General features: G+C 55.6%; 13 protein-coding genes. 7 read left to right on the top strand and 6 right to left on the bottom strand.

Annotated features, from left to right (window positions below):
- Window positions 1-2: 2 nt before the first annotated feature.
- Window positions 3-710 (bottom strand): septum site-determining protein MinC, encoded by a 708-nt coding sequence (minC, locus tag EXW94_RS06055; protein ID WP_010432720.1) that lies wholly within the window; start codon window positions 708-710, stop codon window positions 3-5.
- Between the two features lie 123 nt (window positions 711-833).
- Between minC and EXW94_RS06050 the strand changes: the two genes are divergently transcribed.
- From EXW94_RS06050 to EXW94_RS06040, 3 genes are all read left to right on the top strand, one after another.
- Window positions 834-1,109, top strand: coding sequence for a YcgL domain-containing protein (locus EXW94_RS06050; RefSeq protein WP_089598219.1), 276 nt, complete (start codon window positions 834-836; stop codon window positions 1,107-1,109).
- Between the two features lie 47 nt (window positions 1,110-1,156).
- Complete coding sequence (locus EXW94_RS06045; protein ID WP_174339729.1) at window positions 1,157-1,816, top strand: fumarylacetoacetate hydrolase family protein; 660 nt, start codon at window positions 1,157-1,159, stop codon at window positions 1,814-1,816.
- Window positions 1,817-1,909: 93 nt separating this feature from the next.
- Window positions 1,910-2,350 (top strand): YcgN family cysteine cluster protein, encoded by a 441-nt coding sequence (locus EXW94_RS06040; protein WP_023336059.1) that lies wholly within the window; start codon window positions 1,910-1,912, stop codon window positions 2,348-2,350.
- Window positions 2,351-2,464: 114 nt separating this feature from the next.
- Here the strand turns inward: EXW94_RS06040 and dsbB are convergent, their stop codons facing one another.
- Both dsbB and nhaB read right to left on the bottom strand, forming a co-directional pair.
- Window positions 2,465-2,995 (bottom strand): disulfide bond formation protein DsbB, encoded by a 531-nt coding sequence (gene dsbB / locus EXW94_RS06035; RefSeq protein WP_174339728.1) that lies wholly within the window; start codon window positions 2,993-2,995, stop codon window positions 2,465-2,467.
- A 143-nt stretch (window positions 2,996-3,138) separates the two neighbouring features.
- Window positions 3,139-4,677 (bottom strand): Na(+)/H(+) antiporter NhaB, encoded by a 1,539-nt coding sequence (nhaB, locus tag EXW94_RS06030; RefSeq protein WP_148399898.1) that lies wholly within the window; start codon window positions 4,675-4,677, stop codon window positions 3,139-3,141.
- 201 nt (window positions 4,678-4,878) lie between these two features.
- On the opposite strand from nhaB, the gene fadR reads away from it, so the two are divergent.
- Complete coding sequence (fadR, locus tag EXW94_RS06025; RefSeq protein ID WP_010432738.1) at window positions 4,879-5,598, top strand: fatty acid metabolism transcriptional regulator FadR; 720 nt, start codon at window positions 4,879-4,881, stop codon at window positions 5,596-5,598.
- Between the two features lie 113 nt (window positions 5,599-5,711).
- Here fadR and EXW94_RS06020 read toward each other — a convergent pair whose 3' ends face one another.
- Entirely contained in the window at window positions 5,712-7,244 is a 1,533-nt protein-coding gene (locus EXW94_RS06020; protein WP_089601462.1) for a SpoVR family protein, read from the bottom strand.
- 322 nt (window positions 7,245-7,566) lie between these two features.
- Here EXW94_RS06020 and EXW94_RS06015 point away from each other — a divergent pair, with 322 nt between their 5' ends.
- Both EXW94_RS06015 and dadX read left to right on the top strand, forming a co-directional pair.
- Window positions 7,567-8,865, top strand: a complete 1,299-nt coding sequence (locus EXW94_RS06015) for a D-amino acid dehydrogenase (protein ID WP_010432747.1) — start codon at window positions 7,567-7,569, stop codon at window positions 8,863-8,865.
- A gap of 9 nt (window positions 8,866-8,874) precedes the next feature.
- Complete coding sequence (dadX, locus tag EXW94_RS06010; protein WP_010432750.1) at window positions 8,875-9,945, top strand: catabolic alanine racemase DadX; 1,071 nt, start codon at window positions 8,875-8,877, stop codon at window positions 9,943-9,945.
- A gap of 97 nt (window positions 9,946-10,042) precedes the next feature.
- On the opposite strand, the gene EXW94_RS06005 is transcribed toward dadX, so the two are convergent.
- Together EXW94_RS06005 and ldcA are read right to left on the bottom strand one after the other, a co-directional pair.
- On the bottom strand, window positions 10,043-11,776 hold the full coding sequence (locus EXW94_RS06005) for a potassium/proton antiporter (RefSeq protein ID WP_108417611.1): 1,734 nt from the start codon (window positions 11,774-11,776) through the stop codon (window positions 10,043-10,045).
- A 97-nt stretch (window positions 11,777-11,873) separates the two neighbouring features.
- A complete protein-coding gene (ldcA, locus tag EXW94_RS06000) occupies window positions 11,874-12,788 on the bottom strand; it encodes a muramoyltetrapeptide carboxypeptidase (protein ID WP_174339727.1) in 915 nt (304 codons plus the stop codon).
- 107 nt (window positions 12,789-12,895) lie between these two features.
- On the opposite strand from ldcA, the gene emtA reads away from it, so the two are divergent.
- Entirely contained in the window at window positions 12,896-13,507 is a 612-nt protein-coding gene (gene emtA, locus EXW94_RS05995; protein WP_010432759.1) for a membrane-bound lytic murein transglycosylase EmtA, read from the top strand.
- Window positions 13,508-13,535: the final 28 nt, after the last annotated feature.

Genomic DNA, 13,535 nt, shown 5'->3' with positions numbered 1-13,535 from the left:
GATCAATTCAACGGTTGAACGGTCAACGCGTCGTCTGCCAGCAGCAGACGAGCCGCTTTGCCATAAAATTCGGCTGGGATCTTGTCGCTCAGCCAATATTCACCTGCGATGGACACCAGTTCCGCCGTCAGGTGACTACAAAATATTTGTGCTTCCCGATCGCCACTTGCGCCCGCGAGCGCACGCCCACGCATCATACCGTAGACGTGAATATTGCCATCCGCAATCAGTTCAGCGCCAGCACTGACGTGGCTTGTAACAATTAGATCACAGTTTGGCGCATAAATTCGCTGACCGGAACGAACCGGCACATCAATCAATCGCGTTTTTGTGACAGGTGTAACGTTTTGAACCGGGGGAGGGGGCGTCTGCACTGCCGCTGGGGCCGAACGAGGGGCTTTTTCTTTGCCTTCGGTCAGAAGCGGTAGCCCTGCCCGGTCAATCTCGGCTTTCAGTTCAGCATCTTTACAGCCGCTAATGCCGACAATACGCAGCCCGGTGGATGAAACCGCCTGCTGGAGAAGTTTCCAGTTAACCGGGGCATCCAGACCGCTCACATTGACGACAACGGGGGCATGTTTCAGAAAGGCGGGTGCCTGCGCGATTTTATCTTCTAACGCCTGACGAATAACCTCGGGTTTTGCATCATGCAAATGAACCACTGATAAGGTGAAGCTACTGCCTTTAAGCTCGATGGGCGTGTTTGACATCCTGGCCTTACTCAATTTGCTATTAACCGCAACAACTCGCTGCGATATTCCGAAGAGTATCAGGCATGTTATAGTCAGGAGTATATTGAGGCAAGCAACCACCCATTAATTCAGAGTAAAAACATGTTTTGTGTGATCTATAGAAGTACAAGCCGTGACCAGACCTATCTTTATGTCGAAAAGAAAGACGATTTTTCGCGCGTGCCTGAAGAATTAATGAAAAACTTTGGCCGCCCTCAGCTGGCGATGCTGCTGCCGCTTGACGGGCGTAAGACGCTGGTGAATGCCGATCTGGAAAAAGTGAAATTGGCATTAACCGAGCAAGGCTATTATTTACAGCTTCCGCCACCACCCGAGAATTTATTAAAACAGCATCTTGAGGTGAACGGAAAGAAATAAACCCGGACGCTTCCGGGAACAACACATCAACCGTTTAGGGGTCGACCATGTATCAACATCATAACTGGCAAGGTGCATTACTGGATTATCCCGTCAGCAAAGTCGTCTGCGTGGGCAGCAACTACGCAAAACACATTCAGGAAATGGGCAGCGCGACGCCAGACGAGCCGGTACTGTTTATTAAGCCCGAAACCGCACTCTGCGATATTCGCCAGCCGCTGGCGTTACCGCAAGGGTTGGGTTCTGTCCACCACGAAGTGGAGCTGGCCGTGCTGATTGGCGCCACGCTGCGCCAGGCTTCTGAAGAGCATGTGCAAAAAGCGATTGCCGGTTACGGTGTCGCCCTGGATCTCACCCTGCGTGATGTGCAGGGCAAGATGAAGAAAGCGGGGCAACCGTGGGAAAAAGCCAAAGGCTTTGATAATTCCTGCCCCATTTCGGGTTTTGTCCCGGTGAGCGAGTTTACTGATGACCCGCAGGACACCCCGCTCAGCCTGAAGGTGAACGGCGAGGTTCGCCAGCAGGGCACCACGGCCGACATGATTCACAAGATCGTCCCGCTGATTGCCTACATGAGCCGCTTCTTCACCCTTAAACCGGGTGATGTGATCCTGACCGGTACGCCAGAGGGCGTCGGCCCGCTCAACGGTGGCGATGAGCTTGAGGTCAGTTTCAACGGCCTGTCGCTGAAAACACGCGTGCTGTAAAAACACCTTGCCGCCCGAAATGGGCGGCAAAACTTGCATCAACGTGCCAGACTCGTTATAAGGTGCGCTTTCTTTTGACGTGTGGACATCCTGATGAACGACATCCCTTTCTGGCAAAGTAAAACGCTCGACGACATGACCGACGCGGAGTGGGAGTCGTTGTGCGACGGCTGCGGACAGTGCTGCCTGCACAAGCTGATGGATGAGGATTCCGACGAGATCTATTTCACCAACGTCGCCTGTAAGCAGCTGAACATCAAAACCTGCCAGTGCCGCAACTACGAACGCCGCTTCGAGTACGAGCCGGACTGCATCAAATTAACCCGTGAAAATTTGCCGACCTTTGAGTGGTTACCGCACACCTGCGCGTATCGCCTGCTGGCGGAAGGAAAAGATCTGCCGAAATGGCATCCGCTGCTGACCGGCTCTAAAGCGGCTATGCACGGCGAACGCATTTCCGTGCGCCATATTGCGGTGAAAGAGTCTGAAGTGCGGGACTGGGAAGACCACATCATGAATCACCCTAATCGGTGATAATAAAAAACCCGCGAGGCGGGTTTTTTATTATGCGCTGTTGTGTCGGGTGGCGCTGCGCTTACCCGACCTACAAAACCGTAGGCCCGCGCAAGCGAAGCGCCGCCGGGCAACTTAGCGCCCGAACAGATCGCGTTTCTTCGGCTTAAACGGCTGGGCAATCAGCACCAGCAGGGCCACAACGAAGTAGGCCACAAAAATACCCACCAGCCACTGCGGCATCTCCAGCGTCAGGAATTCCCACTGACGTACAGAACAGTCGCCGGACGCCACAAACACCTGCGGCAGCCACTTATCCAGCGGCAGCCAGCTCGGGAAGCGGGCGGCAAAATCACAGGTCATAAACGGTGACGGATGCAGCTGCATCATGGTGTGCTCCCAGGAGAGTTCAATTCCCTTCCAGGCACTGTACAGCCAGATAGCGATACCGGCATAGCGTAACGGTGATTTCGGGGCAATCGCGCCCACCAGACCCGCGCCCATAATGCCGAACAATGCGCAACGTTCGTAGATACACAGCACGCAGGGCTTCAACCCCATCATATGCTGGAACCACAACGCGACCATTTCCAGCGCAAAGGCGGTCAGGGCCATTAACAACCACGCTCCGCGACCGCGAGAGCACTGGTTTAAAAATCTCAACATAATCATTTCCCTGGAACATGCTTAGAAAGCGCAGTGTAAACGAATTCGTTTTCCGCGCCACCTGTACCTGACGAAATAAAACGTAATTGGATGTTTATCATGCGAAAAGGCAAACGGGCAGCGAACTGCCCGATTTACACATCTTAATGCGCGGCAAGTATACCCGCTTGTATCAGCCAGTGCGTATAAGGAATGAGGGTAATTTTGACGCAAAGCAAACCCACAATCGTCAGTACCAGCGTATAGGGCAGGGCCATCCAGACCATTCTTCCATAAGAAAGTCGTATGAGTGGCGCAAGCGCTGAGGTCAGCAGGAACAGGAATGCGGCCTGGCCGTTAGGTGTCGCCACGGAAGGGAGGTTGGTACCGGTGTTGATCGCCACCGCTAGCAGCTCAAATTGTTGAGCGCTGATAACGCCTTGCTCCATGGCTGCTTTCGCTTCGTTGATATACACCGTGCCGACAAAAACGTTATCAGAAATGGAGGAGAGCAAACCGTTAAACAGGTAAAACAGCGAAAGCTGGGCGTCGGGCGCGGCCTGTAATACAAAAGCAATAATCGGCGCAAACAGGTGCTGATCGATAATCACCGCCACCACCGCAAAGAATACCGCCAGCAGCGCGGTAAACGGCAGGGCTTCGGTAAAGGCTTTGCCGATAGCGTGCTCGTCGGTTACGCCGCTAAAGGTGGTGGCGAGAATAATAACCGACAGGCCAATTAACCCCACCTCAGCAAGATGAAAAGCCAGCGCAGCGATAAGCCAGACGCCAATGATGCCTTGTGCGATCAGGCGTAGCGTATCCTGGCGTGTGCGCTGACGGCGACTTTGCACGTCGAATCTATGCAGCTCCTGTCGCACCGTTTCAGGCAGCTTCGCGCCGTAGCCAAAGACGCTGAATTTCTCGACAAGAATACAGGTGACGACGCCGCAGATCAGCACCGGAACGCTCACTGGCGCCATGCGCAGGAAGAATTCGCCGAAATGCCAGTCCGCCGCTTTGGCGATGATCAGGTTTTGCGGTTCCCCCACCATCGTCATCACGCCGCCCAGCGCCGTACCCACACCCGCATGCATCATCAGGCTACGCAGGAATGCGCGGAACTGCTCCAGCACCTCACGGTTATGCGCGTCGACATGGCTATCGTCCTGCAAATCCTCACCGGGTCGAGAAGACGCGACGCGATGATAAATGCCGTAAAAGCCGACGGCCACGCTAATCACGACGGCCACCACCGTCAGGGCATCAAGGAAGGCCGACAGAAACGCTGCCGCGAGACAAAACGCCACCGACAGGATCGTTTTTGAGGGAATGCTCAGCAGCAGCCGGGTAAAGATAAACAGCAGTAGCTGCTTCATAAAGTAGATGCCAGCCACCATAAACATCAGCAGCAGAAGCACCTCAAGATTGGATGCCAGCTCCTGTTTAACATGCTCCGCGCTGGTCATGCCAATCACCACCGCTTCAAATGCCAGCAGGCCGCCGGGAAGGAGTGGATAGCATTTCAGCGCCATCGCCAGGGTGAAGATAAATTCCGCCACCAGCAGCCATCCGGCAACAAACGGATTGACATAAAACAGGATGGGGTTAACGACCAGGAATACCAGAAGTATGAGTTTGTACCAGTCAGGTGACTGGCCTAAAAAGTTGCGCCACAGCGCGCGGCCAAATGAAATTTCCACGACAGACGTCCTTCCCCGTCAAATAAGGCAAAACATCAGTATACGCAAAAATGGTGGCGTAGAGGGGCATTAGGTCAAATTGTAAATTTCACAAAAATGAAACGGCGATCCCTCTTTTCTCTCTTTGCTGCGCTATCTGCCTCTGCGAGCCTCTGGTATGATGAGTCCAATTTGCTAAAGCTGTGTAATGGAAATCTCACTATGGTCATTAAGGCGCAGAGCCCGGCGGGTTTCGCGGAAGAGTACATCATTGAAAGCATCTGGAATAATCGTTTCCCTGCGGGATCAATTCTACCTGCTGAACGCGAACTCTCTGAACTGATTGGCGTCACCCGTACTACGTTGCGTGAAGTTCTGCAGCGTCTGGCACGTGATGGCTGGTTGACGATTCAGCACGGCAAGCCAACAAAAGTAAACAACTTCTGGGAAACGTCCGGGCTGAACATTCTTGAAACGCTGGCGCGTCTCGACCACGAAAGTGTGCCGCAGCTGATCGACAATCTGCTCTCCGTGCGTACCAACATCGCGACTATCTTTATCCGTACCGCGTTCCGTCAGCATCCTGAAGATGCGCTCGCGGTGCTGGCCAGCGCGAACGAGGTCGAAGACCACGCTGACGCTTTCGCCACGCTTGACTATAACGTCTTCCGCGGCCTGGCCTTTGCCTCCGGTAACCCGATTTACGGCCTGATCCTGAACGGGATGAAAGGGCTCTATACCCGTATCGGTCGCCACTACTTTGCTAACCCTGAAGCCCGCAGCCTGGCGCTGGGTTTCTACCATAAGCTGAGCAAGCTCTGTACCGAAGGGCTGCACGATCAGGTTTATGAGACGGTGCGTCGCTATGGGCATGATTCCGGTGAAATCTGGCACCGCATGCAGAAAACGCTCCCAGGCGATTTAGCGATTCAGACCCGCTAAAAGAAAAAACCTCTCTTATGAGAGGTTTTTTTTCGTCGGGTGGCGGCTACGCCTTACCCGACCTACGGTTCTTGTAGGCTCGGTAAGCGTAGCGCCACAGGGCAAAAGCGACACTACAGCGTATTCAACCGCGCCGGGCACCGCTCCAGCAGCTCCACGCTGCCGTCTTCATTCTGCTGTTCAAGCAACACGTCAAAGCCCCACAGCCGATGCACGTGCTTCAGCACCTCTTTACGCCCTTTATCCAGCGGCGCGCGGTTGTGCGGGATATAGCGCAGCGTCAGGGAGCGGTCACCGCGTAAATCCACATTCCATACCTGAATATTCGGCTCAAGGTTGCTCAGGTTGTACTGGGAAGAGAGGCGAGAGCGGATCTCGCGGTATCCCTCTTCGTTATGGATCGCCGAAATTTCCAGGTAGTTGTTACGGTCATCATCCAGCACGGTGAAGAAACGGAAATCTCGCATGATCTTCGGCGACATAAACTGGCTGATAAAGCTCTCATCCTTAAAGTCACGCATCGCGAAATGCAGCGTTTCCAGCCAGTCAGAACCGGCGATGTCCGGGAACCAGTATTTGTCTTCCTCCGTCGGGGACTGGCAGATGCGCTTGATGTCCTGGAACATCGCAAAGCCAAGGGCGTACGGGTTGATGCCGCTGTACCATGGGCTGTTATAAGCAGGCTGGAACACCACGTTGGTGTGGCTGTGCAGAAACTCCATCATAAAGCGCTCGGAGACTTTCCCTTCGTCATACAGGTGGTTAAGGATGGTGTAGTGCCAGAAGGTCGCCCAGCCTTCGTTCATCACCTGCGTCTGTTTCTGCGGGTAGAAATACTGGCTCACCTTGCGCACGATGCGCAGGATCTCACGCTGCCACGGCTCCAGCAGCGGGGCGTTTTTCTCCATAAAGTAGAGAAGGTTTTCCTGCGGCTCGGAAGGGTAGCGACGCGCCTCGGCGACGGTTTTCTCCTCTTCACGTTTTGGCAGGGTGCGCCACAGCATATTCACCTGGCTTTGCAGATACTCCTCGCGGCTCTTCTGCCGGGCTTTCTCTTCCTGCAATGAGATCTTCTGCGGACGCTTATAGCGGTCAACGCCGTAGTTCATCAGCGCGTGGCAGGAATCGAGCAGTTTTTCCACTTCATCCACGCCGTAGCGCTCTTCGCATTCGGTAATGTATTTACGGGCGAAAATCAGGTAATCGACAATCGAGCTGGCATCCGTCCAGCTTCGGAAAAGATAGTTGTTCTTGAAGAAAGAGTTGTGCCCGTAGCAGGCGTGCGCCATCACCAGCGCCTGCATGGTAATGGTGTTCTCTTCCATCAGATAGGCAATACACGGATTGGAGTTAATGACGATCTCATACGCCAGCCCCTGTTGACCGTGTTTATACAGCCGCTCCGTTTCAATAAATTTCTTACCAAAAGACCAGTGCGGATAGTTGATCGGCATCCCGACGCTGGAGTAGGCATCCATCATCTGTTCGGACGTAATGACTTCAATTTGATGGGGATAGGTATCCAGGCGATACAGTTTTGCTACCCGGTCAATCTCGGCCAGATAGACATCAAGAAGCTCGAAGGTCCAGTCGGGTCCATCGCTCAGACGTGTGTTGTCCTTGGATATGGAATCAATAGTAGCCATTAGCGCGCCCTCGTTGTTGGGAGCTCTCTCTGTCTGGAGAGCCTCCTTTCAAGCATAGATCAACGTGTTAAAAAGCGTGCTGAAGCAGAAATTTTTTCTTTGCGATTTCGCGTTTTTGATACGGCAAAAAAAGCGGGTCTCGCAGAGTTTTATGCTGGCTAAAAATAACGCGCAGCAGGAGATTCCAAATTGGCACTATCCCCTGATACAGAGGGATGTGTGAGGTAAGTCACCATAAAAAAGTCGTATGTTGAATAATATTTTCAACTAGGTTATCAATCTGTAATTAGAAGATTGTTCTTTTGCACATAATGGAGTGGCTATGCGTGTTGTCATACTGGGAAGTGGTGTCGTTGGCGTAACCAGCGCCTGGTATTTAAGTCAGGCGGGGCATGAGGTTACCGTTATCGATCGTGAATCTGGCCCGGCGCTTGAAACCAGTGCGGCGAACGCCGGACAAATCTCTCCGGGTTATGCGGCGCCGTGGGCAGCACCCGGCGTGCCGTTAAAGGCGATTAAGTGGATGTTCCAGCGTCACGCGCCGCTGGCGATCAGTCTCGACGGCACGCAGTTCCAGCTGAAGTGGATGTGGCAGATGCTGCGCAACTGTGACACCCGCCACTACATGGAAAATAAAGGACGCATGGTGCGTCTGGCGGAGTACAGCCGTGATTGCCTGAAAGCCTTACGCGCCTCGACGGGCATTGAGTACGAAGGCCGTCAGGGCGGTACGCTGCAGCTGTTCCGCACTGAGCAACAGTATGAAAACGCCACCCGCGATATCGCCGTGCTGGAAGATGCGGGCGTACCCTATCAGCTGCTGGAAGCCAGCCAGCTGGGGCAGGTGGAGCCTGCGCTGGCGGAAGTGGCGCATAAACTGACGGGCGGCCTGCGCCTGCCGAATGACGAAACCGGCGACTGCCAGCTCTTTACCCAACGTCTGGCGCAAATGTGCGAGCAGGCAGGGGTGAAATTCCGCTTTAACACCTCTGTCGACAAGCTGCTGTCGGAAGGGGAAAAAATTTACGGCGTGAAGTGTGGCGAAGAGGTGATCAAAGCCGATGCCTACGTGATGGCGTTTGGTTCGTACTCCACCGCCATGCTGAAAGGTATCCTCGATATTCCGGTCTACCCGCTGAAAGGCTACTCGCTGACCATTCCGGTGAAAGAAGAGAGCGGCGCGCCCGTGTCGACCATTCTGGACGAAACCTACAAAATCGCCATCACCCGCTTCGACAACCGCATTCGCGTAGGCGGCATGGCGGAGATCGTGGGCTTCAACACCGAACTGCTGCAGCCGCGTCGTGAAACCCTCGAAATGGTGGTGGGCGATCTCTTCCCGCGCGGAGGCTTTGTCGAACAGGCGACCTTCTGGACCGGTCTGCGCCCCATGACGCCGGACGGCACGCCGATTGTCGGCCGCACGCCGTATAAAAACCTGTGGACCAATACCGGGCACGGCACGCTCGGCTGGACGATGGCCTGCGGCTCGGGTCAGCTGCTGAGCGACCTGATATCTGGCCGCACGCCAGCAATTCCGTTTGACGATTTAAGTGCCGCACGTTATCAATCAGGGTTTACCCCATCGCGTCCGCAGCACCTGCACGGCGCACATAACTAAGGAGTCGTCATGTCCCGTCCCATTCTGGCTCAGCTGGATTTGCAGGCCCTGAAGGATAACCTGCAAATTGTTCGCCGTGCTGCGCCGGGTACACGCGTCTGGTCGGTAGTCAAGGCAAATGCCTACGGCCACGGCATTGACCGCATCTGGAGCGCCCTTAGCGCAACTGACGGTTTTGCGTTACTCAATCTGGAAGAGGCGATTCTGCTGCGCGAGCGCGGCTGGAAAGGGCCAATCTTGCTGCTGGAAGGCTTTTTCCATGCCGACGATCTGCCGCTGCTGGACAAATACCGTCTGACCACCAGCGTTCACAGCAACTGGCAGATTAAGGCGATTCAGGATGCGAAGCTCCACGCGCCGCTGGATATCTATCTCAAGGTGAACAGCGGCATGAACCGCCTGGGCTTCCAGCCTGAGCGGGTCCATACGGTCTGGCAGCAGCTGCGTGCACTGAAAAATGTCGGTGAAATGACGTTGATGGCGCATTTTGCGGATGCTGAAAAGCCGGACGGTATCGCCGATGCCATGGTCCGCATTGAGCAGGCGGCAGAAGGGCTGGATTGCCCACGTTCGCTGTCGAACTCGGCGGCGACGCTTTGGCACCCTGAAGCCCACTATAACTGGGTGCGTCCGGGTATCGTACTGTACGGCGCATCCCCCTCAGGTCAGTGGCAGGACGTCGCCAACAGCGGCCTGAAGCCGGTCATGACCCTGCGCAGTGAAATCATTGGCGTGCAGACGCTGAAGACGGGTGACACGGTAGGCTATGGCAGCCGCTACCGTGCGGCGGGCGAGCAGCGCATCGGGATTGTCGCGGGCGGTTATGCGGACGGCTATCCGCGTCTGGCGCCAACCGGCACGCCCGTGTGGGTGGATGGGGTTCGCACGGGCACGGTAGGGACTATCTCAATGGATATGATGGCGATAGATTTAACCCCCTGTCCGCAGGCGGGCATCGGATCGCCGGTCGAGCTGTGGGGTAATGAGGTTAAAATCGACGATGTGGCTTCCGCTGCGGGCACGGTCGGCTATGAATTGATGTGCGCGCTGGCACCGAGAGTGCCGGTTGTGACGGTGTAACGAATGTTTGTGTCGGGTGGCGCTAACGCTTACCCGACCTACCTTCGAGGGTTTTGTAGGCCGGGTAAGGCGAAGCCGCCACCCGGCAAAAAAACAACTACTCTGTTTCCTCTTCCATCGGCCTGACCCCGACTTTTCTCACCGCGTTATCTTCTTTCTCCGCAACCGTCCAGATCATCCCGGCAAACTCCACCTGGTCACCGACGACGGGTGCAGCGCCCAGCAGCTGCTGAATGATTTCCCCGAGCGTTTGCTGCTTGTCGCGGTACTCAAGCCCCTCATCCAGGCCGTAAATCAGCGCCACATCGGCAAACTTGGCGCTGGCTTCGAGAATAAAATCGCCGAAGAACCGCTGGTCCAGCGCGACAGGAGGCGACTGGCTGAACAGTTTGCCCAGCGCGGGCAGGTCGCGCTCGCGGCCGATGACGCACAGAATATCGCCTTCGCGCAGGCGGGTGCTGCCGGTAGGGTGCAGAAGGGCATTATCGCGGAACAAGGCGGCAATGCGCGTTTCGGCGGGCATATGCAGATCGCGCAGTGAGGCTCCCACGCACCATTTGTCGGCGCTGAGCTGGTAAACAAACTGCTCCCACGGGTTTTCCGGGTGAATGTCGAGCCCCACGCGGGAGACCGGCCAGCCAACGGGCGGCACCACCACTTTGGCCTTTTTCGCCGCCCACCCGAGCGACGTCCCCTGGAACAGCAGCGAGATCAGCACCACGAAGAACGCCACGTTAAAGAACAGCCGCGCGTTGTCCAGACCGGCCATCATCGGGAACACCGCAAGGATAATCGGCACCGCGCCGCGCAGGCCCACCCAACTGATGAACACCCGTTCGCGCAGGTTGAAGCCGCGAAACGGCAGCAGACCCGCGAACACCGAGAGCGGACGGGCGAAGAAGATCATCCACGCAGAAAGCAGCAGCGCCGGAACGGCGATCGGCAGCAGGTCGGATGGCGTGACCAGAAGGCCCAGCACCAGGAACATGCCGATCTGCGCCAGCCACGCCAGGCCGTCGAAGTTCTGCAAAATGGCATGGCGGTTACGAATCGGCCGGTTGCCCATCAGGAAACCGCAGAGGTAGACGGCGAGAATGCCGCTGCCGTCCAGCGCGGTGGTGACGGCAAAAATCAGAATTCCGCCGCTCAGCGCCAGCAGGGGGTAAAGCCCCGCGGGCAGCGAAATGCGATTGATCATCTGCTGTAACAGGTATCCCCCTGCCAGGCCAATAACAATCCCCAGCCCAAACTGCTGCAGGATATGCCACGCGAACATCCAGCTTAATCCGGTTTCGTGCTGCTGGATCATCTCAATCAGCGTGATGGTGAGAAACACCGCCATCGGATCGTTACTGCCGGACTCAATCTCAAGCGTTGAGCCGACGCGCTCGTTTAGCCCTTTACCGCCAAGCAGGGAAAATACCGCAGCGGCGTCGGTTGAACCGACAATCGCGCCGATCAGCAAACCTTCCATGAGATTGAGATGGAAAAGCCACGCGGCCATCATCCCGGTGAGGCCGGAGGTAATCAACACGCCGACCGTCGCGAGCGACAGCGCAGGCCCTAAGGCGACGCGAAAAGAGCTCGCCTGGGTTCGCATCCCGCCGTCCAGCAGGATCACCGCCAGCGCCAGGTTACTCACCATGTATGCGAAAGGGTAATTATCGAATGGGATACCGCCGATGCCATCAATGCCAGCCAACATGCCGATGGCAAGGAAAATAACAAGAATAGGTATGCCGAGACGTGATGAAAATGAACTCAATAAAATACTGCTGGTTACAAGCACAGAACCCAGAATGAAAAGGCTGATTATTGCTGCGGCATCCAATGTTGTCGTACTCCCACCTCAATGTTAACGCTGTTATTAAAACCCTAACATATTAACGACAGGAACAGCGTTTTATTGAGGCGGTTTAAGCGCTTTTTTATGCCTTTAAGACCGGATGGCCGCTGAGAGTCAGCCGACTGCCTGAATTATTTTGCGTCAGCGTTGCCTGAGCGCCCAGCGGCAGGGTAACGGTCTGCTGCTCATGGCCAAAATCGAGCCCCGTAATCACCGGAATATCCAGCCGCGAGCGGATGAAATCAACCATCGTCTCAAGGGAGTAGCCTGCATCATAGTCATTCGGTGCCGAGCCGCTAAAGCTGCCGAGCACAATGGCGGACTGTCGCCCGAGAATGCCCGCATGGTAAAGCTGGAGCAGCATACGCTCGACGCGGAACGGATGCTCGTTGATATCTTCCAGCACCAGGATGCCATCCTCAATCTGGGGCAGCCACGGCGTGCCAATCAGCGACACCAGCATCGCCAGGTTTCCACCCCAAAGCTGGCCTTCACATTCCCAGTGCGGCCCATTTCCCTGCCACTCAACGCTGTAGGTCGAATTTTGCAGCGCGCGCCAGAAATGTTCCTGGGTGAACGCATCCAGCTCCGGCGCGCCGAAGTTACCGGCCAGCATCGGGCCGCTGAAGGTAATGACGTTGTGCAGTGCCAGCAGACCGAGCTGGATCGCCGTGAAATCGCTGTGTCCACAAATCAGCAGAGGATCCTGCTGCTGGCGTTTTGCCAGGCCTTGCCAGTCGATACTCTCCAGCAATCGGCTCGCGCCATACCCGCCGCGCACCGCAAGCACAATCTGGTTAGCGCCCTTCAGGTTCACCAGGTTGTTGATATCATTCAGTCTCTGCGCTTCTGTTCCGGCAAAACGCTGCAGGCGGCGGGGGATAATAGTCTGATTTTCTACCCGATGGCCGGATTCCAGTAAGCGCTGAACGCCCCGCTGTGCCGCGTCCTGGTTGATGCAGTAACCCGACGGCGCGATGAGATGAAACTGAGACATGGCAATTCCTTGCTGAATGAGAAACTAATTGTCTATATCATGCCGCTTATACGCCGCCTGCTTCAAGAGGCGGCGCACTGCGATGACCGGCTATAAGGATAGATGACGTGAAATTGAGATGGTTTGCTTTTTTGATTGTGTTGCTTGCTGGCTGTAGTTCAAAACATGATTATCAAAATCCGCCCTGGAACCCGGAAGTGCCGGTGAAACGGGCCATGCAGTGGATGCCGATCAGCGAACAAGCCGGGAAGGCTTGGGGCGTGAGCCCGCGACTGGTCACGGCGATCATTGCCGTGGAATCCGGCGGCAACCCAACGCTCGTCAGTAAATCCAACGCGGTGGGGCTGATGCAGCTTAAAGCATCAACGGCAGGCAAAGAGGTCTACCGCTATATGGGCTGGCGCGGTCAGCCGTCGACCAGCGAGCTGAAAAACCCGGAACGCAACATCTCGATGGGAACAGCTTACCTGAGCATTCTGGAACACGGCGTGCTGAAGGGGATTGAAGATCCTGAAGTGATGCAGTACGCGCTGGTGGTCTCTTACGTGAACGGTGCCGGTGCGCTGCTCAGAACCTTCTCGTCCGACCGTAAAGAGGCGATTGAAGAGATAAACGACATGGACAAAGACGAGTTCTTTGAACATGTAGTGAAGAACCACCCGTCACCGCAGGCACCTCGGTATATCTGGAAAGTACAGAAAGCGATGGACGCCATGTAACGCCGTTGTCGGGCGGCCTCGCTGCCCG

The sequence above is a fragment of the Enterobacter sp. JMULE2 genome (assembly GCF_013337145.1).
In the GTDB taxonomy this organism is placed as follows: Bacteria; Pseudomonadota; Gammaproteobacteria; order Enterobacterales; family Enterobacteriaceae; genus Enterobacter; species Enterobacter mori.
Note: the sequence above shows the minus strand (reverse complement) of the source record. Positions and strands in the feature narration are given on the sequence as shown.

Bases quoted from the DNA above. Each gene is read 5' to 3' on its own strand.
- dsbB (WP_174339728.1), bottom strand. From the start codon at position 2,995: ATGTTGAGATTTTTAAACCAGTGCTCTCGCGGTCGCGGAGCGTGGTTG.
- EXW94_RS06045 (WP_174339729.1), top strand. From the start codon at position 1,157: ATGTATCAACATCATAACTGGCAAGGTGCATTACTGGATTATCCCGTC.
- fadR (WP_010432738.1), top strand. From the start codon at position 4,879: ATGGTCATTAAGGCGCAGAGCCCGGCGGGTTTCGCGGAAGAGTACATC.
- EXW94_RS06050 (WP_089598219.1), top strand. From the start codon at position 834: ATGTTTTGTGTGATCTATAGAAGTACAAGCCGTGACCAGACCTATCTT.
- EXW94_RS06040 (WP_023336059.1), top strand. From the start codon at position 1,910: ATGAACGACATCCCTTTCTGGCAAAGTAAAACGCTCGACGACATGACC.
- EXW94_RS06015 (WP_010432747.1), top strand. From the start codon at position 7,567: ATGCGTGTTGTCATACTGGGAAGTGGTGTCGTTGGCGTAACCAGCGCC.
- EXW94_RS06020 (WP_089601462.1), bottom strand. From the start codon at position 7,244: ATGGCTACTATTGATTCCATATCCAAGGACAACACACGTCTGAGCGAT.
- minC (WP_010432720.1), bottom strand. From the start codon at position 710: ATGTCAAACACGCCCATCGAGCTTAAAGGCAGTAGCTTCACCTTATCA.
- dadX (WP_010432750.1), top strand. From the start codon at position 8,875: ATGTCCCGTCCCATTCTGGCTCAGCTGGATTTGCAGGCCCTGAAGGAT.
- ldcA (WP_174339727.1), bottom strand. From the start codon at position 12,788: ATGTCTCAGTTTCATCTCATCGCGCCGTCGGGTTACTGCATCAACCAG.